Annotated in this window: 26 protein-coding genes; 20 read left to right on the top strand and 6 right to left on the bottom strand. The window is 72.3% G+C overall.

Features of this window, described 5'->3' with window-relative positions:
- Nucleotides 1-61 precede the first annotated feature (61 nt).
- Nucleotides 62-769 carry a Crp/Fnr family transcriptional regulator gene (locus QP090_RS34030; protein ID WP_285943786.1) on the top strand — a complete coding sequence of 236 codons (708 nt, stop codon included), beginning with the start codon at nt 62-64 and terminating at the stop codon, nt 767-769.
- Nucleotides 770-793: 24 nt separating this feature from the next.
- On the opposite strand, the gene QP090_RS34025 is transcribed toward QP090_RS34030, so the two are convergent.
- Nucleotides 794-1,543 carry a maleylpyruvate isomerase family mycothiol-dependent enzyme gene (locus QP090_RS34025; protein WP_285943785.1) on the bottom strand — a complete coding sequence of 250 codons (750 nt, stop codon included), beginning with the start codon at nt 1,541-1,543 and terminating at the stop codon, nt 794-796.
- A gap of 319 nt (nt 1,544-1,862) precedes the next feature.
- Here QP090_RS34025 and uvrA point away from each other — a divergent pair, with 319 nt between their 5' ends.
- The 8 genes from uvrA (at nt 1,863) to QP090_RS33985 (ending at nt 10,539) form a co-directional block, all read left to right on the top strand.
- Nucleotides 1,863-4,700: an excinuclease ABC subunit UvrA gene (gene uvrA / locus QP090_RS34020; RefSeq protein ID WP_285943784.1), complete on the top strand. Its 2,838-nt coding sequence runs from the start codon at nt 1,863-1,865 to the stop codon at nt 4,698-4,700.
- A 58-nt stretch (nt 4,701-4,758) separates the two neighbouring features.
- Nucleotides 4,759-5,202 (top strand): Rieske (2Fe-2S) protein, encoded by a 444-nt coding sequence (locus tag QP090_RS34015; RefSeq protein ID WP_285943783.1) that lies wholly within the window; start codon nt 4,759-4,761, stop codon nt 5,200-5,202.
- 115 nt (nt 5,203-5,317) lie between these two features.
- Nucleotides 5,318-5,842, top strand: a complete 525-nt coding sequence (locus QP090_RS34010; RefSeq protein ID WP_285943782.1) for a Rieske (2Fe-2S) protein — start codon at nt 5,318-5,320, stop codon at nt 5,840-5,842.
- 93 nt (nt 5,843-5,935) lie between these two features.
- Nucleotides 5,936-7,990 carry an excinuclease ABC subunit UvrC gene (uvrC, locus tag QP090_RS34005; RefSeq protein WP_285943781.1) on the top strand — a complete coding sequence of 685 codons (2,055 nt, stop codon included), beginning with the start codon at nt 5,936-5,938 and terminating at the stop codon, nt 7,988-7,990.
- A complete protein-coding gene (gene rapZ / locus QP090_RS34000; RefSeq protein ID WP_285943780.1) occupies nt 7,987-8,865 on the top strand; it encodes an RNase adapter RapZ in 879 nt (292 codons plus the stop codon). Before uvrC ends, rapZ begins: the two co-directional genes overlap by 4 nt.
- Nucleotides 8,866-8,919: 54 nt before the next feature.
- On the top strand, nt 8,920-9,882 hold the full coding sequence (locus QP090_RS33995; RefSeq protein ID WP_285943852.1) for a gluconeogenesis factor YvcK family protein: 963 nt from the start codon (nt 8,920-8,922) through the stop codon (nt 9,880-9,882).
- 136 nt (nt 9,883-10,018) lie between these two features.
- Nucleotides 10,019-10,216: a hypothetical protein gene (locus QP090_RS33990; RefSeq protein WP_285943779.1), complete on the top strand. Its 198-nt coding sequence runs from the start codon at nt 10,019-10,021 to the stop codon at nt 10,214-10,216.
- Nucleotides 10,217-10,278: 62 nt separating this feature from the next.
- Complete coding sequence (locus tag QP090_RS33985) at nt 10,279-10,539, top strand: hypothetical protein (RefSeq protein ID WP_285943778.1); 261 nt, start codon at nt 10,279-10,281, stop codon at nt 10,537-10,539.
- A gap of 84 nt (nt 10,540-10,623) precedes the next feature.
- On the opposite strand, the gene QP090_RS33980 is transcribed toward QP090_RS33985, so the two are convergent.
- A complete protein-coding gene (locus QP090_RS33980; RefSeq protein WP_285943777.1) occupies nt 10,624-11,748 on the bottom strand; it encodes an NsdA family TPR-like regulatory protein in 1,125 nt (374 codons plus the stop codon).
- Between the two features lie 279 nt (nt 11,749-12,027).
- On the opposite strand from QP090_RS33980, the gene QP090_RS33975 reads away from it, so the two are divergent.
- From QP090_RS33975 to QP090_RS33960, 4 genes are all read left to right on the top strand, one after another.
- Nucleotides 12,028-12,537, top strand: a complete 510-nt coding sequence (locus QP090_RS33975; RefSeq protein ID WP_285943776.1) for a hypothetical protein — start codon at nt 12,028-12,030, stop codon at nt 12,535-12,537.
- Between the two features lie 211 nt (nt 12,538-12,748).
- Nucleotides 12,749-12,937, top strand: a complete 189-nt coding sequence (locus tag QP090_RS33970) for a hypothetical protein (protein ID WP_285943775.1) — start codon at nt 12,749-12,751, stop codon at nt 12,935-12,937.
- Between the two features lie 76 nt (nt 12,938-13,013).
- Nucleotides 13,014-13,523: a radical SAM protein gene (locus QP090_RS33965; RefSeq protein ID WP_285943774.1), complete on the top strand. Its 510-nt coding sequence runs from the start codon at nt 13,014-13,016 to the stop codon at nt 13,521-13,523.
- 244 nt (nt 13,524-13,767) lie between these two features.
- Nucleotides 13,768-14,196, top strand: a complete 429-nt coding sequence (locus QP090_RS33960; RefSeq protein WP_285943773.1) for a DUF3224 domain-containing protein — start codon at nt 13,768-13,770, stop codon at nt 14,194-14,196.
- Nucleotides 14,197-14,295: 99 nt separating this feature from the next.
- Here the strand turns inward: QP090_RS33960 and QP090_RS33955 are convergent, their stop codons facing one another.
- Nucleotides 14,296-14,421: a hypothetical protein gene (locus QP090_RS33955; protein WP_285943772.1), complete on the bottom strand. Its 126-nt coding sequence runs from the start codon at nt 14,419-14,421 to the stop codon at nt 14,296-14,298.
- Between the two features lie 117 nt (nt 14,422-14,538).
- Here QP090_RS33955 and QP090_RS33950 point away from each other — a divergent pair, with 117 nt between their 5' ends.
- Nucleotides 14,539-14,712 carry a hypothetical protein gene (locus QP090_RS33950; RefSeq protein WP_285943771.1) on the top strand — a complete coding sequence of 58 codons (174 nt, stop codon included), beginning with the start codon at nt 14,539-14,541 and terminating at the stop codon, nt 14,710-14,712.
- Nucleotides 14,713-14,822: 110 nt separating this feature from the next.
- Nucleotides 14,823-15,803 carry a DNA-binding protein WhiA gene (gene whiA, locus QP090_RS33945; RefSeq protein ID WP_285943770.1) on the top strand — a complete coding sequence of 327 codons (981 nt, stop codon included), beginning with the start codon at nt 14,823-14,825 and terminating at the stop codon, nt 15,801-15,803.
- A gap of 37 nt (nt 15,804-15,840) precedes the next feature.
- Here whiA and QP090_RS33940 read toward each other — a convergent pair whose 3' ends face one another.
- Genes QP090_RS33940 through QP090_RS33930 form a run of 3 tightly spaced genes read right to left on the bottom strand, consistent with a single transcriptional unit; the run spans nt 15,841 to nt 19,185 of the window.
- The gene (locus QP090_RS33940; RefSeq protein WP_285943769.1) at nt 15,841-17,040 is read right to left on the bottom strand and encodes a hypothetical protein; all 1,200 of its coding nucleotides are present in this window, start codon (nt 17,038-17,040) and stop codon (nt 15,841-15,843) included.
- The gene (locus QP090_RS33935; protein ID WP_285943768.1) at nt 17,030-18,328 is read right to left on the bottom strand and encodes a hypothetical protein; all 1,299 of its coding nucleotides are present in this window, start codon (nt 18,326-18,328) and stop codon (nt 17,030-17,032) included. Before QP090_RS33935 ends, QP090_RS33940 begins: the two co-directional genes overlap by 11 nt.
- Entirely contained in the window at nt 18,325-19,185 is an 861-nt protein-coding gene (locus tag QP090_RS33930; protein WP_285943766.1) for a hypothetical protein, read from the bottom strand. Before QP090_RS33930 ends, QP090_RS33935 begins: the two co-directional genes overlap by 4 nt.
- 233 nt (nt 19,186-19,418) lie before the next feature.
- Between QP090_RS33930 and gap the strand changes: the two genes are divergently transcribed.
- From gap to QP090_RS33905, 5 genes are all read left to right on the top strand, one after another.
- Nucleotides 19,419-20,423 carry a type I glyceraldehyde-3-phosphate dehydrogenase gene (gene gap, locus QP090_RS33925; RefSeq protein WP_285943765.1) on the top strand — a complete coding sequence of 335 codons (1,005 nt, stop codon included), beginning with the start codon at nt 19,419-19,421 and terminating at the stop codon, nt 20,421-20,423.
- Nucleotides 20,424-20,496: 73 nt separating this feature from the next.
- Nucleotides 20,497-21,684, top strand: coding sequence for a phosphoglycerate kinase (locus QP090_RS33920; RefSeq protein WP_285943764.1), 1,188 nt, complete (start codon nt 20,497-20,499; stop codon nt 21,682-21,684).
- A gap of 3 nt (nt 21,685-21,687) precedes the next feature.
- Nucleotides 21,688-22,482 carry a triose-phosphate isomerase gene (tpiA, locus tag QP090_RS33915; protein WP_285943762.1) on the top strand — a complete coding sequence of 265 codons (795 nt, stop codon included), beginning with the start codon at nt 21,688-21,690 and terminating at the stop codon, nt 22,480-22,482.
- Nucleotides 22,483-22,646: 164 nt separating this feature from the next.
- Nucleotides 22,647-22,877 (top strand): preprotein translocase subunit SecG, encoded by a 231-nt coding sequence (gene secG / locus QP090_RS33910; RefSeq protein WP_285943761.1) that lies wholly within the window; start codon nt 22,647-22,649, stop codon nt 22,875-22,877.
- Between the two features lie 91 nt (nt 22,878-22,968).
- Entirely contained in the window at nt 22,969-23,343 is a 375-nt protein-coding gene (locus QP090_RS33905; protein ID WP_285943760.1) for an RNA polymerase-binding protein RbpA, read from the top strand.
- Nucleotides 23,344-23,375: the final 32 nt, after the last annotated feature.

The following is a 23,375-nucleotide window of genomic DNA, read 5'->3' as shown; positions in this document are numbered from 1 at the left end:
CTGTACTGCCGCGTTCACTGGAGCCGGGGCCCTTCCCCGGCCCGGCGCGCGAGGAGGCGAGATGGAGATCACCCCGTTCTGGGACGCGCTGCCCGGCCGGGCCCGCGAGGCGCTGCGGCAGGCGGGCACGGTCGTGATGATCAAGCCCGGGGCGTTCCTGACCCGCGAGCACACCCGCTCGTCCCAGGTCTTCGTGCTGCACTCGGGCGCGGTGAAGGTCTGGGTGGACCGGCAGGGCGAGACCGTCATCCTGGACGTGCTCGGCCCGGGCGACCTGGTGGGGGAGCTGGAGGCGGTGGACGCCGGGGTCCGGCACGCCAGCGTCGAGGCGCTGACCCCCGTGCAGGCGCTGGTGCTGCCCGCCGACCGGTTCCGGACCGTGCTGGAGGCCCATCCCGGTTCGGTGTGGGCCGTCGCCGGGGTCCTCGCCGAACGGCTCCGCGACGCCGACGAACTGCGCGTCCTGCACTTCCCCGACGACCCCGAGCGCCGCCTGGCGGGCCGCCTGCTGCGTCTGGTCGCGCGGTTCGGCACGCCCCTGGCGGGCGGCGCCGAGAACGGGCACGGCGGATCCGGCTACCAGGTGCAGGTGCCGCTCTGCCAGCAGGACCTCGGCCGCTGGGCGGGGATGGGCCGCCGCAAGGTCGCCCAGATCCTCGCCGGCGAGCCCGTCCGCGGCGGCATCACGGTCACCCGCAACATGATCGTCGTACGGTCGGTGGACGCGCTGCGCCGCCTGTCCGGCGACCGCGACACGACCTCCGGCTGACGGCCCCGGCTGACGCCCGCCGGGTCAGAACCCGGAGGGCTCGTGCGGCCACGGTGGGGGCTCGGGCAGGGGCCCGTCCGGACGCACCCAGACGCCCTCGCCGCCCGTCCGGCCGCTCAGCCAGCCGATCAGCGCACGGCCCGAACCTGAGATCTCCGGGCCGCCCTCCGCCCGGCCGAGGTCGGCCGACTCGCCCGAGTCGGTGGCGGTGATCCGGTACCCGGCCAGCCCGGCCCACGCCTGCGGGGGCCGGGCGGCGAGGTCGGCGAGCGTGCTCGTCAGCGCCCAGCGCACGTACTCCTCGGGCCAGTCGGCCGCTCCGTACCCGGCCGCGAGGTCGACGTGGTGCGCCTCCACCTCGTGCCACCGGCGGTACATCGTGTACCAGGCGGGGTGCGGCCAGCCGGCCATCGCCCGCACCGGCACGGCCCAGGCCGCCTCCGGCAGCGTGCGGGCCTGCTCGGCGAACCGCGCCCCCGAATCCCGGACGTCCGCGGCGAGCTCGGCCACGCCGCGCCCGGCGCCCGCCTCCAGATCGGCGTTGCGCGCGTCCACGCTCGGGTACTGCGGGATCTCCGTCCCCGTGCGGGCCCCTTCGAGCAGGTTCCACAGGGAATCGGCGTTGCGCGCGATGTGGACGGCCACGTGCCCGCGCGTCCAGCCCTCCAGCGCGGACGCGCCGCGCAGGTCCTCGTCGGTCAGCTTCGACAGCGTTCCGAGGATCCGTTCGGTCCCCGTCTCGATCTCGTCGAGGATCTTCCGCCACTCGTCCAAGCCGCGCCCCTTAGTCAGCAGAGGCCCCCATCCTCTCGCACGGCCCCCGTCGCCGCCATCCACGGGACGCTCCGGAGTGCCGCGGACGGCGCGAGCGCGTTCCAGTGGCACGGGATCTTCGAACACGTGTACGGTTCAAGGGTGGCGCCCGCCCTCAGCGGGGGCGGGCGGGTACCACCATGAAATGCGGCGGCCCTCGCCGCTGTTGACAACTCGGGGGACGCATCGGCCTCCCCTCTCCTGGCAGGCGTGAGGGCCATGTCCCTCTCCGCATCGCTCCCAGGGCCCAGAACCCCAGAACAGGAACCGGAAGTACGCCGTGCATGACCGACTCATCGTGCGTGGAGCACGCGAGCACAACCTGAAGGACGTCTCGCTGGACCTGCCGCGGGACTCCATGATCGTGTTCACCGGTCTGTCGGGTTCCGGCAAGTCGAGCCTGGCGTTCGACACGATCTTCGCCGAGGGCCAGCGCCGGTACGTGGAGTCCCTGTCGGCCTACGCCCGGCAGTTCCTCGGCCAGATGGACAAGCCCGACGTCGACTTCATCGAGGGCCTGTCCCCGGCGGTGTCGATCGACCAGAAGTCGACCAGCAAGAACCCGCGCTCGACGGTCGGCACCATCACCGAGGTCTACGACTACCTGCGGCTGCTGTACGCCCGCATCGGCCACCCGCACTGCCCCGAGTGCGGCCGGCCGATCAGCCGGCAGGCGCCGCAGCAGATCGTCGACCGGGTGCTGGAGCTGGAGGAGGGCAGCCGCTTCCAGGTGCTCGCGCCGGTGATCCGCGGGCGCAAGGGCGAGTACCTGGAGCTCTTCCGCGAGCTCCAGTCCAAGGGCTACTCCCGGGCGGTGGTGGACGGGCGGATGATCCGCCTGGACGAGCCGCCCAAGCTCAAGAAGCAGGAGAAGCACGACGTCTCGGTGGTCGTCGACCGGCTCGCGGTCAAGGACTCGGCGCGGCAGCGCCTGGCCGACTCGGTCGAGACGGCCCTCGGGCTCGCGGGCGGAACCATCGTGCTCGACTTCGTCGACCTGCCCGAGGACGACGAGCACCGTACCCGGATGTACTCCGAGCACCTCTACTGCCCCTACGACGACCTGTCGTTCGAGGAGCTGGAGCCGCGCTCGTTCTCGTTCAACTCGCCCTACGGCGCCTGCCCCGACTGCACCGGCCTCGGTACCCGCATGGAGGTCGACCCCGAGCTGGTCGTCCCCGACACCGAGCTGAGCCTCGGCGAGGGCGCCATCCAGCCGTGGTCCAGCGGGCACGTCAGCGACTACTTCCTGCGGCTGCTGTCGGCGCTCGGCGACGCGATGGGCTTCGATCTCAACACCCCGTGGGAGAAGCTCCCCGCCAAGGCCCGCAAGGCGATCCTCGGCGGGCACGAGACGCAGGTGCACGTCCGCTACAAGAACCGCTACGGCCGCACCCGCTCGTACTACACCGCCTACGAAGGCGTGATCCCCTACATCCAGCGGCGGCACGCCGAGTCCGAGAGCGACTCCAGCAGGGAGAAGCTCGAGGGCTACATGCGCGAGATTCCCTGCCCGTCCTGCCAGGGCGCCCGGCTCAAGCCGGTCGTGCTGGCGGTCACCATGGGCGGGCGGTCGATCGCCGAGATCGCCGGGATGCCGATCGGCGAGTGCGCCAAGTTCCTGCTCGGCATGGAGCTGAACGAGCGTGACCGGCAGATCGCCGAGCGGGTGCTCAAGGAGATCAACGCCCGGCTCGGGTTCCTGCTCGACGTCGGCCTCGACTACCTCACCCTCGACCGGCCCTCGGCCACCCTGGCCGGCGGCGAGGCGCAGCGCATCCGGCTGGCCACCCAGATCGGCTCCGGCCTGGTCGGGGTGCTGTACGTGCTCGACGAGCCGTCCATCGGCCTGCACCAGCGCGACAACCACCGGCTGCTGGAGACCCTGATCCGGCTGCGCGACATGGGCAACACGCTGATCGTGGTCGAGCACGACGAGGACACCATCGCCGCCGCCGACTGGGTGGTCGACATCGGCCCGCGCGCGGGCGAGCACGGCGGCGAGATCGTGGTCTCGGGCACGGTCGAGGACCTGCTCGCGTCGGAGCGCTCGCTGACCGGCGCCTACCTGTCGGGCCGCCGCGAGATCAAGGTCCCCGAGATCCGCCGGCCCCGGCAGCGGGGCCGCGAGGTCACCGTCAAGGGCGCCCAGCAGAACAACCTGCGCAACGTCGACGTGGCGTTCCCGCTCGGGGTGCTCACCGCGGTCACCGGCGTGTCCGGGTCCGGCAAGTCCACCCTGGTCAACGACATCCTCTACAACTCGCTGGCCAAGCAGCTCAACGGCGCCCGCACGGTGCCGGGACGGCACAAGCGGGTCAACGGCGTCGACCAGCTCGACAAGGTCGTGCACGTCGACCAGTCGCCGATCGGCCGCACCCCGCGGTCCAACCCGGCCACCTACACCGGCGTGTTCGACCACATCCGCAAGCTGTTCGCGCAGACCACCGAGGCGAAGGTGCGCGGCTACCAGCCGGGCCGGTTCTCCTTCAACGTCAAGGGCGGCCGGTGCGAGAACTGCGCCGGCGACGGCACCATCAAGATCGAGATGAACTTCCTGCCGGACGTCTACGTCCCGTGCGAGGTCTGCCACGGCGCCCGCTACAACCGGGAGACCCTGGAGGTCCACTACAAGGGCAAGACGATCTCCGAGGTGCTGGACATGCCGATCGAGGAGGCCACCGCCTTCTTCGAGCCGATCAAGGCGATCCACCGGCACCTGCACACCCTCAACGAGGTGGGCCTCGGCTACGTCCGGCTGGGCCAGCCCGCGCCGACGCTGTCGGGCGGCGAGGCGCAGCGGGTCAAGCTCGCCGCCGAGCTCCAGAAGCGCTCCACCGGCCGCACCGCCTACGTGCTGGACGAGCCGACCACCGGGCTGCACTTCGAGGACATCCGCAAGCTGCTCGGCGTGCTGAACGGCCTGGTCGACAAGGGCAACACGGTGATCGTCATCGAGCACAACCTGGACGTGGTCAAGACCGCCGACTGGATCATCGACATGGGGCCCGAGGGCGGCTCGCGCGGCGGGACCGTGGTCGCCACCGGCACGCCCGAGGACGTCGCCCGGGTGGACGCCAGCCACACCGGCCAGTTCCTGTCCAAGATCATCGGATGACCGTGCCCGGCGCGGGGGCGGTGCCAGGTCCCGGGCACCGTCCAGGATCATTGAGGCCATGAGCGAAGATGTGACGACCGGGGTCCGGGAGGCCCCCGGCGGCGGGAGGATCGGGCGCCGCGCGGTGCTGTGCGGGGCCGGCGCGGCGGGCGCCGCCGTGCTCGCCGGATGCGCCTCCGGGCCGCGGCCGGCCGAGGCCGCCAAGGACCTCAAGGGCAAGGAGATCGCCAAGGTCGCCGACATCCCGGTCGGCGGCGGGAAGATCTACGCCGACACCAAGATCGTGGTGACCCAGCCGGTCCGGGGCGAGTTCAAGGCGTTCAGCGCGACCTGCACCCATTCGGGCTGCCTCACCGACCGGGTGGCCGCCGGCACGATCGACTGCCCCTGCCACGGCAGCAGGTTCGCGGTCACGGACGGGCGGGTCGAGCACGGTCCCGCGTCCCGGGCGCTCCTGGAGTACGCCGTCCAGGTCAAGGGCGACGGCATCGTGGTCGTCTGACCCGGACCGCCCGCGCGGCGGTCTTCTCTCCCCCCGGCTTGAACCGCCCCGGGCCCGCGTACGTGCTCTCGGGTGACGGCACTGGGATGCGAGCGACACACGGAGGACTGGATCCATGACTCAGGGACTCGACCCGAAGGTGGACGATCCGAACCCGGAGACCGCGCCGTGCGCGGCGCCGGAACCCGTCGCGCAGGCAGGGCCGGGCGCGGCGCCGTCCGGGGGGAGCTCCCGGCGGGGGCTCCTGCTCGGCGCGGGGATCGCGGGTGTCGCCGGCCTCGCCGCGGCGTGCGGCGGCTCGTCGGGGGACGGTTCCGGTGGCAAGGGCTCCGGCGGGGACGAGGGCGCGGCGGGCACGGCCCTCGGCTCGGCGAGCGAGATCCCGGTCGGCGGCGGCAAGGTCTTCAAGGACCAGAAGATCGTGGTGACCCAGCCCGCCCAGGGCGAGTTCAAGGCGTTCAGCGCCGTCTGCACGCACCGCGGCTGCTCCGTCGGCTCGGTGACCGGCGGCACCATCGACTGCCCCTGCCACGGCAGCAAGTTCAAGATCTCCGACGGCTCGGTGGTGAGCCCGCCGGCGACCGAGCCGCTCCCGGAGAAGAAGATCACCGTCCAGGGCGGCAAGATCACCCTGGCCTGACCGGCGGTCCCGGGCGCGAACGAGACGTCGATCACGCGGGGCCGCGTGGCCGCGGAGCGCGGGTTGTCGGCCCGCGCGACTAGGCTTTCGGACGTGGCAGATCCGGCGACCTACCGACCCGCACCGGGGTCCATCCCCGACTCGCCGGGGGTGTACCGCTTCCGCGACGAGCGCGGGCGCGTCATCTACGTGGGCAAGGCCAAGAGCCTGCGCTCCCGGCTCGGCTCCTACTTCGCCGACTTCGCCTCGCTGCACCCGCGCACCCAGACGATGCTCCAGACGGCCGGCCGGGTCGACTGGACGATGGTCGGCACCGAGGTCGAGGCGCTCCAGCTCGAGTACTCCTGGATCAAGGAGTACGACCCCCGGTTCAACGTCCGGTATCGCGACGACAAGTCCTACCCCTACCTGGCGGTCACCCTCAACGAGGAGTTCCCGAGGGTGATGGTCATGCGCGGCGCCAAGCGCAAGGGGGTGCGCTACTTCGGCCCGTACTCGCACGCCTGGGCGATCAGGGAGACCGTCGACCAGCTGCTGCGCGTGTTCCCGGTGCGCACGTGCAGTCCCGGGGTGTTCAAGCGGCAGCACCAGCTCGACCGGCCCTGCCTGCTCGGCTACATCGGCAAGTGCTCGGCGCCGTGCGTGGGCCGGGTCACGCCCGAGGAGCACCGGCTGCTGGCCGACGACTTCTGCGACTTCATGGCGGGCGACACCGGCCGGTTCATCAAGCGCCTCGAACGCGACATGCGCGAGGCCGCGGCCAGCCAGGAGTACGAGCGGGCGGCGCGGCTCCGCGACGACGTGCGCGCCCTGGAGCAGGCGCTGGAGAAGCAGGCGGTGGTGCTCGGCGACACCACTGACTGCGACATCGTCGCCTTCGCCGAGGACGAGCTGGAAGCGGCCGTCCAGGTGTTCTACGTGCGCGGCGGGCGGATCCGCGGCCGGCGCGGCTGGGTGGTCGACAAGGTCGAGCACGTCAGCACCGCCGACCTCGTCGAGACCTTCCTCATCCAGATCTACAGCGAGAGCGACTCGGTGCCCCGCGAGGTGCTCGTCCCGGCCCTGCCCCCCGAAGAGGCGGCCATGACCGAGCTGCTCGGCGAGCAGCGCCGCGGCCCCGTCCGGCTGCGGGTGCCGCAGCGGGGCGACAAGAAGTCCCTGCTGGAGATGGTCGCCCGCAACGCGCACGAGGCGCTCAAGCAGCACAAGACCCGCCGGGCCAGCGACCTGACCACGCGCAGCCGGGCGCTCCAGCAGCTCCAGGAGGCACTGGAGCTCGACGAGGCGCCGCTGCGGATCGAGTGCTACGACGTCTCCAACCTCCAGGGCACCAACGTGGTGGCCTCCATGGTGGTGTTCGAGGACGGCCTGGCCCGCAAGGCCGAGTACCGCCGCTTCACCATCCGCGGCGTCGAGGGCCAGGACGACGTCCGTTCCATCCACGAGGTGATCACCCGCCGGTTCCGCCGCTACCTGGCCGAGAGCGAGAGGACCGGCGAGCTCGACGTCCTAGGCGACGAGCTCGCCGATGCCGACGGCGACGCCGCGGCGCACCAGCCGATCGACCCCGAGACCGGCCGGCCGCGCAAGTTCGCCTACCCGCCCAACCTGGTGCTCGTCGACGGCGGCCCGCCGCAGGTCGCCGCCGCGCAGCGGGCGCTCGACGAGCTCGGCGTCACCGACATCGCGGTCTGCGGCATCGCCAAGCGGCTGGAGGAGCTCTGGCTGCCCGCCGAGGACGACCCGGTGATCCTGCCGCGCAACAGCGAGGGCATGTTCCTGGTCCAGCGCGTCCGCGACGAGGCGCACCGGTTCGCCATCACCTTCCACCGGCAGCGCCGTTCCAAGGCCATGACGGTCAGTGAACTCGATAGCGTTCCGGGGCTGGGCCCGGCGCGCCGCGCCGCGCTGCTGAAACACTTCGGGTCGCTCAAGCGGCTGAAAGAGGCGACGCCCGAGCAGATCGCGGAGGTCCCGGGCATCGGCCCGCGCAGCGCCGGCACCATCGCGGCGGCACTGCACGGCACTCCCGCGCCGGTTCACGGGGAACCGGCCGGGGACGCCCGGGACGGCGCGGCCGGCGGCGCGGGGGGCGCCGCCGGGGAGGGCACCGACACCGACGGGGAACACAGGGGGGAACCGACGTGACCGCCGAGACACAGATCCCGGACATCGTCATCGTCACCGGCATGTCCGGGGCGGGCCGGAGCACGGCCGCCAAGTCGCTGGAGGACCTCGACTGGTTCGTGGTCGACAACCTGCCGCCCGGCCTGCTGGCCACCATGGCCGACCTGGGCGGACGGGTGAAGGACGCGGTGCCGCGGATCGCGGTCGTGGTCGATGTGCGCAGCCGCGCGTTCACCGCCGACCTGCACTCCTCCATCGCCGAGCTGGAGGCCCGCGGCGTGCACCCGAGGGTGGTGTTCCTGGAGGCGTCCGACGCCGACCTGGTCCGCCGCTTTGAGAGCGTCCGCCGCCCGCACCCGCTCCAGGGCGACGGCCGGCTGGTCGACGGCATCGCCCGCGAGCGCGAGCTGGTCCGTGAGGTCCGAGCCGAGGCCGATCTGGTGCTGGACACCAGCGGGCTGAACGTGCACGAGCTGCGCGCCAAGATCGTCGGGTTCTTCGGCACCGACACCGGCGAGTCCAGCCTCCGCGCGACCGTGGTGTCGTTCGGCTACAAGTACGGCCTGCCGGTCGACGCCGACCTGGTCGTCGACTGCCGGTTCCTGCCGAACCCGCACTGGGTGCCCGAGCTGCGGCCCAAGACCGGCCGCGACGCCGCCGTCCGCGACTACGTCCTCGGGCAGCGCGGCGCCAAGGAGTTCCTGGACGCCTACACCGAGGTGCTGCGGCTCCTCGCGTCCGGCTACGAGCGCGAGGGCAAGCACTACGTGACGCTCGCCGTGGGCTGCACCGGCGGCAAGCACCGCAGCGTCGCGATGGCCGAGCAGCTCGCCGCCCGGCTCCGGGACGAGTCCATCGAGGTGCAGGTCGCCCACCGTGATCTCGGCCGTGAGTGAGGCCCGGTGGCGAAGGGCTCCCCGCAGGTCCCGGACGAGGAGAAGAACGGCACGGTGAACGTCCCCGGCCCCAAGGTCGTCGCGCTCGGCGGGGGCCACGGCCTCTATGCCTCGCTGTCGGCGCTGCGCCGCGTCACCGATCGCCTGACCGCGGTCGTCACCGTCGCCGACGACGGCGGCTCCAGCGGCCGGCTCCGCAAGGAGCTCGGCGTGCTGCCGCCCGGCGACCTGCGGATGGCGCTGGCCGCGCTGTGCGGTGACGACGAGTGGGGCCAGACCTGGCGCGACGTGGTGCAGCACCGCTTCCGCAGCCAGGGCGACCTGCGCGACCACGCGGTCGGCAACCTGCTGATCGTCGCGCTGTGGGAGCTGCTCGGCGGCGACGAGCCCGGCTCGACGGTGGCCGGGCTCGACTGGGTCGGCCGGCTGCTCGGCGCGCACGGCCGGGTGCTGCCGATGGCGGCCGTCCCGATGGACATCGTCGCCGAGGTGCGCGGCGCCGACCCGTCCGACCCGGACGCCGTGTCGCGGGTCAAGGGGCAGGCGGCGTGCGCCAAGACGCCCGGCACGGTGCTCGGCGTGTCGCTGGTGCCCTCCGACCCGCCCGCCTGCCCCGAGGCGCTGAGCGCCGTCGAGGACGCCGACTGGGTCGTGTTCGGGCCCGGATCGTGGTTCACCAGCGTCCTCCCGCATCTGAAGGTGCCCGCCCTCGCCCGCGCGCTGACCGGCGCCCGCGCCCGCCGGGCGGTGGCGCTCAACCTCGCCCCCCAGCCCGGCGAGACCGACGACTTCTCGCCGCAGGCCCATCTGGAGGTCCTCGAGGCGCACGCGCCGGACCTGCGCGTGGACGTGGTCCTCGCCGACCGCGGCGTGGTCGACGACCCGGCCGCGCTCGACAAGGCCGTCCAGGAGCTCGGCGGCCGGCTCGTGCTCGCCGACGTCGCGGCGGCCGACGGGTCGCCGCGTCATGATCCCGCCTTGCTGGCCCAAGCCTTCGTACAGATATTCGGTAGGTGATGGTGACTCTGGGCTGATCAGCGGCTTCTCTGATGATGAGCTTCTGACCAGCCCAGACACCCCCCACACCCCCTTACGCCCCCGGCGATTTCCCGGGGGGATGTGCCCGGAGGAGTGCCCCGATCATCGGCCTCGGATGGGACGGTTCAGCGCCCGTATCTACGGCCGTCATCTCGCGCGCCGAGCCGCGTGGCGCCAGGCCGTCGGCGACCCTGAGACCTTCCGCGAGATCATGCGCGCCCACCTCGCCGTGGCCGGCCGCGTCACCGTCGTGAGTCTCATCGCCGCCGCGTTCATCATCCTCAGCGATATTTGGCCGGTCATCCCGCTCTGAAGGCAACCGCGGTCCGCCGCGGCGCGTCTTCACACCGTCCCCCGCCCGACCCGAGGAGCCACGTGGGATTCATCAAGGACGCCAAACGAGACGCAGTCGTCCAGGAGGCGCGCCGTGCGATCGAGGAGGGCCGCACGGTGTTCGCGCCGCGGCTCAACACCCCGATGAGCCAGCACGGCATGTCCGGCTCGATCGCGGGCTGGGCCGAGATGATCGAGGGGATCGAGTCGGCGGGCTGGACGATGTCGGACTGGTCGGTGTCCACCGATCAGAAGGGGCGGCCGGAGGCGTACCCGCTGTTCCGTATCTACGCCGACGACTAGAACGAGACTGGCGCCCCACCCCCGCGATGGGGATGGGGCGCCGGTGCATCGCTCGTTCAGCGTAACCCGCAGGTGCGCCGGAGGTCAGCTGGATCGGACATCCCATCCCCGGGTACCGGCGATCTGCTCGGCGAGGCCCTCCAATGTCGAGGACGGCCGGTCCGGGCCGCTGGTCCGCACGATGGCGTTGACCGCCCAGCGGAGCATCACCTCTGTACGCGCCGACGTCACCTCGCGGGTGAAGTCCGCGACCGTCGCCGTGATTGCCTCGGTCTCGCGCCACGCGCTGGCCATGGTGAGCGCGAGCATCAGGTGCACAAGGTCGTTGTAGGCTGCGCGCCCCCACTCCTGCCCACGGGCGACGACGGCACCGGCCGGCCGCGACGGGTCGTAGGGGTCCCGCATCAACCGCCCCTGCGCCGCCCGGTCGAGGAATGGCATGGCGGTCTCCAGCTCGCCCAGCTCCATGTGCAGGATGCCGCGGTGCCAGGCCAGCTCGGAGGCGTCCAGCCACCACGTCCAGTACGGATCCCGCGGGTGCAGCGATTCTTGAAGCGCGCCCGACGCCCGGTCGAGTGCGGCCAGCGCGCGCTCCTTGTGCCCGGCCTGCGCGAGCGCCCGCGCAGCCCGGATCTTGAACAGGGCTTCGACGCGGGGCGCCAGGTTGCCCGGTTCGATCGTGTGCTCGGCGATCTGGAGGGCCTCACGGCTGTTCCGCTCCTGCACGTCGATGAGCGCCAGGTGCGAGAGCTGGAACAGCTCCATGCCGCGGTCGCCGGCGAGGCGCGAGATCAGCATGGATTCGTGCGTGACCGAGCGGGACTCGGTCAGCCGGTCGCCGTCGTAGAGGCACCACGCGGCGATCTCGCCGGTCTCGCCGGCGGCGGCCTGGAGGTCGTGCTCGTCGCCGTCATGCTGGCCGGTGCCCAGTGCGTGCCGTGCCGCGGTGAACGCCTGGACGGCGACGTCGGCGATGGCCGTCCCGCCGTAACGGGAGTCGAGCACGATCAGGTGCTCGTTGGTGTCTCGGACGGTCGCGGCGTAGTCGGACTGCTCGGTGACCACTGGGAGCAGCGCACGGCGCTGCTCACCGCCGAACAGCTCGGCTTCGCTCTTGCCGGTGACCTTCACGTACAGCGGTCGGTAGCGGCGGCCGGGGGTGTACCGCCCGGCCTCCCATTGCTTGATCATGCCTTCGAGACTGGCCACGTGCGGAATGTCGTCACGTTCGTTTGGATGAGCGGCGGCGCGTAGGCGCCGCGCGAGCTCGGAGCGCGACCAGTACGGCGGGTCCTCACGCGCTGCCCGTAGGCGCACGCCGATCGCCTGTTTATCGGCGGACATGTTGCGATGCACCTCTCGCCGGTGACGGGAGAACCACCCGGTCCCACCCCTTCCCACCCCCATCTTGCCCCTGGAGGTGTGACCCCCGCCACGACTTCACTGGACGTGACCAGATCACAACCCGCATCGCACAGGACGGTCACGATGATCACGACTCGCTCAGACGACACGGCGGAGCTACCCGAGCCGGACGGTCCCGCCCTCCTGGCGAGTCTCGCCGTGGCCTTCCGGGGGCAGGGGTTCACCGCCGAGGTCACGAGCGGGCTGCTTCGGGTGGTGGACGGGCCGGACAGTCGGGGCGTCACGCTCGATTGTCGCCGCCGCGCTGGTGACTGGGACCGGTGGTGGTTTACGTGGGCGGGTGGGATCTGGCTGTGTGAGGCTGACAGGCCGTTCGAGGCGATCACGACGGTGAAGGGTGCGTTGCGGCGGGGCGGGGACGCGCGGGCCGGCGCCGCTGCGAGCGTGGAGTTGGCGGTGGCCGAGGTTCGCGCGGAGTTCCCTGACTGGTACATCACCGACACCGAGGCTGAGGGTGGGTGCCGTTGGTGGGCGAGCCGTGGTGCACCGACGAGCACCATCCTGAACCGCGACTCCGACCTGTCGGCCAGCAGTCCCGAGGGGCTGCGGTCCAAGCTGCGGGCCCACCGATGAACGTGGGCGCGGCGGAACCATTCCGGGAGCAACCCGCCGTGCCCGCTCGACACCGCACGGCCCGCGTGGGGGTCGTGCGGCCCGATGCCCGGTCGGCGGACTGGGGAATCTGTTCGGTCGGGTGGGGGGATCGCGCGGCCGGTGCTCTACACCCCCGCCCCCGGGGGAGCACCGGCCGCGCTTGGGGAGGGCAGTGATGACGGAGTACCGGTTGAGCGGCGCTGACGGCGTCTACTTCCTCCGCGACCAGGACGACCAGATCGCCGGGACGCTGCTGCGCGAAGCGGGCGGGTGGTGGCGCGGCGTCGCCCTGGGCGGCCGGGTCCGCGAGTTCTTCGTTGCGCCCGACCCCGACGGCGACGCGCGGCTGATCGCGGCCCGGAAGCTGGTCGGCCCGTGAGACCCCGCGGCCCCGGGTTTGCTGGCGCGCCCGGGGCCGCGGCACCAACCGATGCAGCGCGCCGAAGGTGGTTCGCATGACCATCACGACCGACATCCCCGCACCGACGCGGATCGAGCCCGTCGCGTTCCTCGAACTGGAGATCACCCGGCGGTGCACGGCCGCGTGCTTGCACTGCTACAGCAACTCCGGGCCCGCGGGCGGCACCGGGACCATGACGCAGGCGGACTGGACGCGGGTGATCGAGCAGGCCGCCGCCCACCCCGCCATCGACACCGTGCAGTTCATCGGCGGCGAGCCGACCCTGCACCCCGCGTTCGCCGAGCTCGCCCGGTTCGTGCTCGGACAGTTCACCAGGGCGGTCCGCGCCGACTGTGGGATGTCCTCGACGACATCCGCGCCCGGTGGCTCCGAGACGGGTCGCTGCCCGCGCACGGGGCCGCGCCACCATCACTCCGGACGGCGTGATCCACCTGCGCCGGGGGTCCTGGACGGCCACCCTCACCTGATCCGTCACGGCCCCGGGGAGCATGATCATCCACCCCGGGAGCCGTGGCGTCAGGCAATACCACGAACTGCCAGCTAACCAGGCATTTCACGCCGCGGCTAGAGGCCCTGTGTGACTGGGCTCAGCAGGAATCGAGCATCTTGGTAAGCGCCTGCTTCAGCCGAGTCGACGGTCAGGTCGTACCGGTACTTCACGTCGACCCGCGACCTGGCGCCGCATTGACATCACCTCGGGCAGCGTCAGGCGTGTCAGATGCGGGCGACCGGCCTCGGCTGGCTACCCCTGGCAGACGAGTGGTCAGGGCGGACTAGCGTTGTTGCCTATGGCTGATCAGCAGGTAGAGCGCACTATCGAAGCCCACTTCGAGATCATTGACTTTGAGGAGACGGTGTACGAAGAGCCCGCCGAGGGGCCCAAGCTGACCCGGGTCACGATCCGGAAGCATTACCGAGGAGCCATCGACGGCACAAGTGTCGCCGGGGTGCTCACAGCACAAGGCGCTGCGGGGGGCGGCTACGTGGCCTCCGAACGAATTGAAGGCACCCTCGATGGTCGTCAGGGCACGTTCGTCATCCAGCACAACGGGCGGGCCGACGGAAACGACCAGAGCAGCGACGGGAGCATCATCCCCGGCTCCGGGACCGGAGGACTCGCCGGGATCTCAGGGCGCGCGATGGAGCGCCAGTTCCAGGTGCTCACCCTCGTCTACACGCTGGGCGACGACCAGGGCGGCCCGGGGTCCGGGGCCTGAGCGCTGCACGACGAAGACGCCCCGCCCTCCCGCTGAAGCGGAGAGGACGGGGCGTCCATGTCGGTGGGCTTCCCCAGCCGCCGACCAGGTCAGCGTTCGTCAGCCGTGTGGCTGCTCCGAGGTGCGCGCGTTGGGCACGGCGTAGACGACGCCGAGCGCGCCGAACACCGTGGAGCTGCCGTTCGTGGACCAGGCCGGCGGGCCGCTGCATCGGGTCCGCTTCAACGAACGGGTGTGGTTGCCCGCCGTGAGGCAGTGGGAGTCCCGGCAGGACGAGAGAATGGTATGCACATGCTCCGGCACCTGGCTGGGAGTTACTGGCTGACGTCGGAGGTGGACATCGTGAAGGTCTCGCTCTTCATGGGGCACACCGACCCGGCCTGCACGTTGCGGGTCTGCATGCACGTCCTCAGGGGCACCGTGGAAGAGGCCCGGAAGGTCATGGGAGCCTTCTTCGAGGAGGGCGGGATCGCTGAGGCTTGCGCCCAGAATGTGCCCTCGCTGGGGGCCGGGTGATACATGTCCGCAGGCCAGGCGATTTTCTGGTCAATCATTCGGTGAGTGACGTCCGGCCGGGCCGTAATCGGCCACACTGCTGGAAGTCCGATAGGGGGAGGGTTCATCTCATGGCGATGACCGGTCTGGTCAAGGACGAGCTGAGCAGGCTGACGGTCATGAAACCGTGCTGCCGCAAGGCGGAGGTGTCCACGCTGCTGCGCTTCGCCGGCGGCCTGCACCTGGTCAGCGGGCGCATCGTGATCGAGGCCGAGATCGACACGGGGGTGGCGGCGCGGCGGCTGATCAAGGACATCGCGGAGGTCTTCGGGCACACCTCCGAGGTCGTGGTGCTCGCGCCGAGCGGCCTGCGCAAGGGCAACCGCTACGTCGTTCGGGTCTTCCGCGACGGCGAGTCCCTGGCCCGGCAGACCGGTCTGGTCGACAACAACGGCCGCCCCGTCCGCGGGTTGCCCCGGCACGTGGTCGCGGGGGCGGCCTGCGACGCCGAGTCGGCCTGGCGCGGCGCGTTCCTGGCGCACGGCTCGCTCACCGAGCCGGGCCGGTCGATGTCGTTGGAGGTGACCTGCCCCGGCCCCGAGGCCGCCCTCGCCCTGGTCGGCGCCGCCCGCCGCCTCAAGATCCACGCCAAGGCCCGCGAGGTCCGCGGCGTCGACCGCGTCGTGGTCCGCGACGGCGACGCGATCAGCGCCCTGCTCACCCGGCTCGGCGCGCACGACAGCGTGCTGGCCTGGGAGGAGCGCCGGATGCGCCGCGAGGTCCGGGCCACCGCCAACCGCCTGGCCAACTTCGACGACGCCAACCTGCGCCGCTCGGCCCGCGCCGCGGTCGCGGCCGGCGCCCGGGTGGGCCGCGCCCTGGAGATCCTCGGCGACGACGCCCCCGAGCACCTCGTCAACGCCGGCCGGCTGCGTCTGGAGCACAAGCAGGCGTCCCTGGAGGAGCTCGGCCAGCTCGCCGACCCGCCGCTGACCAAGGACGCCATCGCGGGCCGTATAAGGCGTCTGCTGGCCATGGCCGACAAGCGCGCCGGCGACCAGGGCATCCCCGGCACCGAGGCCAACCTGACCGCGGACATGCTCGCCCCGTGAGGTAGGTCGCCCGGGGCGCCCCCAGAAGGACGGGGGATCAGCGCTTGTTGAGGTCGCCGCGGAGGACGCGGTGGATCAGATCGTCACGGAGCTGGCCGTAGCCGGTCTCGGCCCACACGCTGTGCTCCGGGTCGGCCTCGAAGTAGGGCACCTCGCGGCCGTCGCGGGTGTCCTTGAGGATCTCCGGGGTCTCCTTGGCCCGCACCGCCTTGGCGCAGGCCCGGCAGGTCCGCACGCGCAGGCGGCGGCGGGTGCCGACGGGGCGCCAGTCGACCTTCACCGGGCCGTCGCCGTGCAGCGGGTCGAAGAAGCACAGGGGGCTCGGCGGAACCTCGCCGCCGCCTTCGGCGAGGGAGCGCGCCGAGGCCAGGGCGTCGCGGCCCTGGTCGATCAGGACCAGGACGCCGGCCAGGTCGGGGACGCCCCGGGCGGCGTCGAGGGTCTTGCCCGCCGCCTGGTAGGCGTCCAGGGCGCGCGTCATCAGGGTGCGCGCCCGGTCGTCGGTGGTCTCGACGGTGCTCTGGTCCAGGAGCTCCCCGAACGCGATGACCTCCCGCGACGCCTGCTCGCGGAGCTGGTCCCGGGTGGCGCGGCCGGCGGTGGAGAACACCGTCCTCGGCAGGAGCAGGGCGGTGTCGGCGCGGTGGACGGCGGCCATCCGGCGGCGCCGCCACACCAGCAGCCCCGCGATCCCCGCCACCGCGGCCCCGGCGGCGCCCACGGCGGCCGGCGGGACGCCCGCGCCGCCGCCGGTCACCGCCGATCCGCCGTGCCGGGACCGGTAGCGCTCGTCGATCTCCTTGGAGATCCGCTTGTACTCCCTGGTCCCGGTGCCCGAGATCAGCAGGTCGGCGAACCGGGAGAGGCGGGCCACCAGCGACGCGTCGTCCATGCCGCGGTCCAGCTCGACCGCCCAGGCGGCGTCCCGCGCCTGGTGCTCGCCGCCGAACTCGTGGGCCGACAGGCTGTCGCCGGTGTCCTTGAGGCCGACGAAGACACCGTCGTGGCCGAGCCGGTCGTGCACCACCGTGGCGAGCTGCTCGTCGTCGGTCCAGGTGCCGCCCTTCACCAGCGGGACGAGCACCACGTACACCGGCGCCGGCGCCTTGCGGAACTTCGCGATCAGGCGGCGCCGGTCGGCCACGGGCACCGCGGAGGCCAGCGACGGGTCCACGTAGAAGGGGGACCTGCGCAGGGCCGCGGCCAGCCGCTCGCCGGGGGACGGTTCACTCGACACCGAGATACTCCAGTACGCGGGGGACCAGGTCATTGCCGTCGGCGCCGAACGCGGTGTCCTGCCACACCCCGGGCACCGCATGATGCGGGCGCGGTCCGTCCGGGCCGGACACCTCGAGGACCTGCCGGGCGAGCGCCGCCACCGGCCTGGCGTTGCAGGCGGCGCACAGCGGACGGCGCCGGCCCGGCCCCGTCTCGCCGTCCAGCCGGACCTGCCTGCGGTGGGCGGACGGGCCGTGCAGGGGGTTCACGAAGCAGGGCGGCGGCGGGCTCGCGGTCTTCTGGGCGATGGCCCCGAGCCCCTGCCGGGCCAGCACGATCGCGCCGACGAGGTCGAGCGCCCGGTCCGGGTCCGCCGCCGCGTCGTCGTAGAGGATCTTCGCGGCGTCGTAGGCGGTGACGGCGAATCCCCGGCCGGGTGGATCCCCGGCCTCGGAGAGCATGAGGCGCAGCCGCTCGAGCTCCTTGGCCCCTGTACGGACCAGCCACTTCACGCTCGGCCGGGCCGGGGCGCCCGGGTGCGACTCGACCGGCGTCGCGTTCTTGTCCAGGCTCACCGGGCCGCGCGTGCCGCGCCGGCGCCACAGGAAGAGGCCGCCCGCCCCCAGACCGTAGAGGGCCAGCGCCCCGAACGGCCCGGCCAGCAGCAGCCCGGTCAGCAGCGGACCCGTGATCTCGGCCTCTGCGGGCTCCCACCGGTTCTCCTCCCCGAACGCGTCCGGGCGCGACGGCGCGTAGGGCTCGCGCGGGGTCGTGGCGGGCCGGTTCCGGTAGAGGTCGAGCCGCGCGACCAGCCGCCCGGCGAGACCGTTGAACGGGTGCTTGGAATCGCGCTTGGCCTCGCCCTCCTCGTAGGAGGAGACCTCGCGGGGCACGCCGTACCCCACGGCGTTGAACCAGGCGTGCGAATTGGCCATCAGATAGAGGCCGTCGCGGTGCGTCCGGTCGTGCAGGAGGCTGAGGAACGCCCCGTCGTGGCCCTCCGACTCGGACTCGGCCGGGTTCGGGATCACCACGACGAACACCGGCGTGCCGATCTGCCGCGCCGCCGCGCCGATGGCCGCCCGGACGCGGGCGCGGTCGGCCCGGTCCAGCGCGGCGGCCATGTCCGGATCGACGAACAGAGGGTCCTTGGCGAGCGCGCCCGCGACCCGTTCCAGCCTCCGGGTGGCGTAGGCGGGGATGGGGTCCCGTGCCGGGCTCGCGACGGCCGGGGCCGCCGGGGCCAGGACGGCGGCCGCGAGGGCCGGGGCGCACAGCGCGCGGAGGGATGCCGGGACCAGGCTCATCGTCGCTTCTTCCGGTTCTTCCGCCGTGCCGCCGGGCCGGGCCTGGCGACGGCCTTCCGCTCCGCGAGCCGGGCGGCCCTCGCGCGGTCGGCGAGCCTGGCGCGTTCCGCGCGCAGATGCCGCCGCCTGCGCCCCCACAGCAGCGAGCCGAGCAGCGGGACGCCGGTGATCGCGGCCCCGGCCGCGAGCGCGCCGTGTTCCTTCCGCGCCGCCCGCCGCTCCGACCGGTCGTGCTCGTCCAGCCGGATCCGGACCTTGGACTTGGGGCGCGGGCCCATCCGCTCGCGCCGCTCGCGGGCATGGCCCGACAGGGTGATGTCGACGAGCCGCCCGACCACCGCGACGGCGCCCGCGTCGTAGGCCATCTCGTTCATCGTCGCCGACCAGGCGTCCTCGACGGGGAGCGACCGGCCGCCGCCGTACTGCCGCGCCGCGCCGTCGCCGCCCTTCGGGTCGACCACCACGTAGACCCCGTCGCGGTTCAGGTGGTCGCGCAGCAGCGGCAGGAGGTCGCCCGCGTCCTGCTCGGTGGTGAACAGCGTCGGCGTCACGACCACGAACACGGGCACCCCGAGCCGCCGGACCGACGCCTTGATCCGCGCCGCGGCGTCCTCGGCCAGGGCGCGCGGCGCGTGGTCGGTGACGTAGACCGGATCGCGGCGCAGCAGCGCGGCCAAATGCTCGGCGCGGGCCGCGGGGGCGGCGCCGGCACCGGGCTTGGAGCCGGCCGTGGAGCCGGACCCGGAAGCGCCGCCGGGGGTGGCTCCGGAGGAGGGCCCGGGGGCGGCACGGGCCGCGACGGGCGGGCAGCCGAGCAGCAATCCGCTCAAGATCAGGACAAACCACCCGCGGCGCATGGACGCGATCATACTGATCGGCCGGCCGCCGCCGCGACCGGCCGGGCCTGCCCGCCGCGGCCCGCCTCTCTCATCCGAGGGAGACGGGTTCACCCGGATATCCCACACCAGTGGTGTCGGGATGCAGGGCCCGCATTAGATAGGGTCGGACGTGGGGGGGAGACCTCCGGACCAGGCAGTCAGCGGCCCGGCAACGACCGGGCGGGACGACGACGTATGAGGAGAGCCGTTCCGTGACCATCCGAGTAGGCGTCAACGGGTTCGGCCGGATCGGCCGTAACTTCTTCCGTGCCGTGCAGGCGAGCGGAGCCGACATCGAGATCGTGGCGGTCAACGACCTGACCGACAACGCCACCCTCGCCCACCTGCTGAAGTACGACAGCATCCTCGGCCGGCTCGGCCAGGAGGTGAAGGCCGGCGCGGACGAGATCGTGGTCGGCGGCAAGGCGATCAAGGCGTTCGAGGAGCGCGACCCGGCCAACCTCAAGTGGGGCGACCTCGGCGTCGACGTGGTGGTGGAGTCCACCGGCTTCTTCACCGACGCCGACAAGGCCAGGGTGCACGCCGACAACGGCGCCAAGAAGGTCATCATCTCGGCGCCGGCCAAGAACGAGGACGTCACCATCGTGATGGGCGTCAACGACGGGGCCTACGACCCGGCGGCGCACACGGTGATCTCCAACGCCTCGTGCACCACCAACTGCCTCGGTCCGATGGCCAAGGTGCTGAACGACACGTTCGGCATCGAGAAGGGCCTGATGACCACCATCCACGCCTACACCCAGGACCAGAACCTCCAGGACGCGCCGCACAAGGACCTGCGCCGCTCCCGGGCCGCCGCGATCAACATCGTGCCGACCTCCACCGGCGCCGCCAAGGCCATCGGCCTGGTGCTGCCCGAGCTCAAGGGCAAGCTCGACGGCTACGCGCTGCGCGTCCCGGTGCCGACCGGCTCGGCCACCGACCTGACCGTCACGGTGGGCCGCGAGACCACCGTCGAGGAGGTCAACGGCGCGCTCAAGGCCGCCGCCGAGGGCCCGCTGGCCGGGATCCTCACCTACACCGAGGACCCGATCGTGTCCTCCGACATCGTCACCGACCCGGCCTCCTGCATCCTCGACAGCGGGCTGACCAAGGTCATCGGCGACCAGGTCAAGGTCGTCGGCTGGTACGACAACGAGTGGGGCTACTCCAACCGCCTCTCCGACCTCGTCACCCTCGTCGGTTCCCAGCTCTGACCCGCCCCTCCGCCGTGGCCGCGCGACCCGTGCGGCCACGGCGGCCGTGCATCCGGAAGGACTTCGCATTTCGATGCGCACCATCGACGATCTCGACGTCAGGGGCAGGCGGGTGCTCGTCCGCGCCGATCTGAACGTCCCCCTCCAGGACGGCCGGATCACCGACGACGGGCGGATCCGGGCCGCGGTGCCCACCATCGAGGCGCTGCGGGGCAGGGGCGCCAAGGTCATCGTCTGCGCCCACCTCGGCCGCCCCGAGGGGACGGTCAGGCCTGAGCTGTCTCTCGCCCCGATCGCCGCCCGGCTCGGCGAGCTGCTCGGCACCGGCGTGACGTTCGCCGCCGACGTGGTCGGCGAGTCCGCCCACGCCACCGCCGGGGGCCTGGCGGACGGCGGCGTCGCGCTGCTGGAGAACCTGCGCTTCGAACCCGGTGAGACCAGCAAGGACGACGCCGAGCGCGGCGCGTTCGCCGACCGGCTCGCCGGCCTCGCCGAGGTCTACGTCGGCGACGGGTTCGGCGCCGTGCACCGCGAGCACGCCAGCGTCTACGACGTCCCCGCCCGCCTCCCGCACGCGGCCGGCGGGCTCATCGCCGCCGAGGTCGCGGTGCTGCGCAGGCTCACCGAGGACGTCGAGCGGCCTTACGCGGTCGTGCTCGGCGGCTCCAAGGTCTCCGACAAGCTCGGTGTGATCGACAACCTGCTGGGCAAGGCCGACCGGATCCTGATCGGCGGCGGCATGGTCTTCACCTTCCTCAAGGCCCAGGGCCACGAGGTCGGCGGGTCGCTGCTCGAGGAGGACCAGCTCGGCACCGTCCGCGACTACCTGCGCCGCGCCGAGGAGGCGGGCGTGGAGTTCGTGCTGCCGGTCGACATCGTGGCCGCCACCGCCTTCGCCGCGGACGCCGAGCACGACGTGGTGGCCGCCGACGCGATCCCGGCCGGACGGCTCGGCCTCGACATCGGCCCGGAGTCGGGCGAGCTGTTCGCCTCCCGGCTTGCGGGCGCCCGCACGGTCTTCTGGAACGGCCCGATGGGCGTCTTCGAGATGGAACCGTACGCGCACGGCACCCGCGCCGTCGCGCAGGGCCTGGTCGACTCCGGCGCGTTCACCGTGGTCGGCGGCGGCGACTCCGCCGCGGCGGTCCGGCAGCTCGGCTTCGACGAGGCCGCCTTCTCCCACATCTCCACCGGCGGCGGTGCCAGCCTCGAGTACCTCGAGGGCAGGACGCTGCCCGGCCTCAAGGCTCTGGAGGACTGACGCATGGCCCAGACCACCCCTTCCCGCAAGCCGCTGATGGCCGGGAACTGGAAGATGAACAACAACCACCTCGAGGCGATCGCGCTGGTCCAGAAGATGGCCTTCGCCCTCAAGGAGGCCGACTACGACGCCGTCGACGCCGTGGTGCTGCCGCCGTTCACCGCGATCCGGTCGGTGCAGACGCTGATCGACGCCGACCGGCTCGCGATCGGCTACGGCGCCCAGGACGTCTCCCAGCACGCCTCCGGCGCCTACACCGGCGAGATCTCCGCGGCGATGCTGGCCAAGCTCGGCTGCTCCTACGTCACCGTCGGGCACTCCGAGCGCCGGCAGTACCACGCCGAGGACGACGCGACCGTCAACGCCAAGGCGCGGGCCGCGCTCGGCGCCGACATCACCCCGATCCTGTGCGTGGGCGAGGGCCTTGAGGTCCGCAAGGCGGGCGGCCAGGTCGCGCACTGCCTGGCCCAGATCGACGGCGGGCTGGAGAAGATCACCGCGGCCCAGGCCCGCCGGACCGTGATCGCCTACGAGCCGGTCTGGGCGATCGGCACCGGCGAGGTGGCGACCCCGCAGGACGCGCAGGAGGTCTGCGCGGCGATCCGGACCCGGCTCGCCGAGCTCTACGACGGCGGAGTGGCCGACGAGGTGCGTATCCTGTACGGCGGGTCGGTGAAGGGCGGCAACATCGCCGGGATCATGGCCCAGGCCGACGTGGACGGCACGTTGGTCGGAGGTGCCAGCCTGGACCCGGGCGAGTTCGTCAAGATCTGCCGGTACCGAGACCTGCCGGTCTGATCAAAACTGATCAATTCGGTGGCGACCGGGGGGTTCATGCCGAACCAGCGGGGAGTTCGTCGTACCCTTCGTACCTGACGGGTAAACGCCCGGCTCGATCCTCCGACCGTGACCATGTCCAACCCCGCCGACCGCGGGGGACGGCCCAGAGAAGGCGCTGAACTGTGATCATCGCAACGTCCATCGTGCTCATCGTCACGAGCCTGCTGATGGTGGTCCTCGTCCTGATGCACAAGGGCAAGGGTGGGGGCCTGTCGGACATGTTCGGCGGCGGCATCTCGTCGTCCCTGGGCGGCTCGTCGGTGGTGGAGCGCAACCTGGACCGCCTGACGGTCGGCACCGGTGTGATCTGGTTCGCCTCGATCATCGTGCTCGGCCTGCTGTTCAAGAGCTAGGCGCCGGCGGGCCCGGCCCGCAGATACGTACGATCGCCGCGCCGACCGCACAGGTGGAGACGGCGGCGGCACACTTAACGAGGAGTAGTCCGTGGGTAGTGGCAACGCGATTCGGGGCAGCCGTGTCGGGGCCGGTCCGATGGGGGAGGCCGAGCGCGGGGACGCGGCGCCCCGGGTCTGGGTCACCTTCTACTGCGCCAACCGGCACGAGACCCGTCCCAGCTTCGCGACCGACGTCGCGGTTCCTGAGACGTGGGATTGCCCGCGCTGCGGGTTCCCCGCCGGCCAGGACTCGGAGAACCCTCCGGCCCCGCCGAAGACCGAGCCCTACAAGACGCACCTGGCGTACGTGAAGGAGCGGCGCAGCGACGAGGACGGCGAGGCCATCCTGGAGGAGGCCCTCGCCAAGCTCCGCGACAAGCGCGCCGCGGTCAAGAGGGCTCTGGAGGCCGCCGGCCGGAGCTGATCTCCGTCCGCCCGCCGGGACGTGCGCCCGGT

The organism is Actinomadura xylanilytica (assembly GCF_030283145.1).
Lineage (GTDB): Bacteria > Actinomycetota > Actinomycetes > Streptosporangiales > Streptosporangiaceae > Spirillospora > Spirillospora xylanilytica.
Note: the sequence above shows the minus strand (reverse complement) of the source record. Positions and strands in the feature narration are given on the sequence as shown.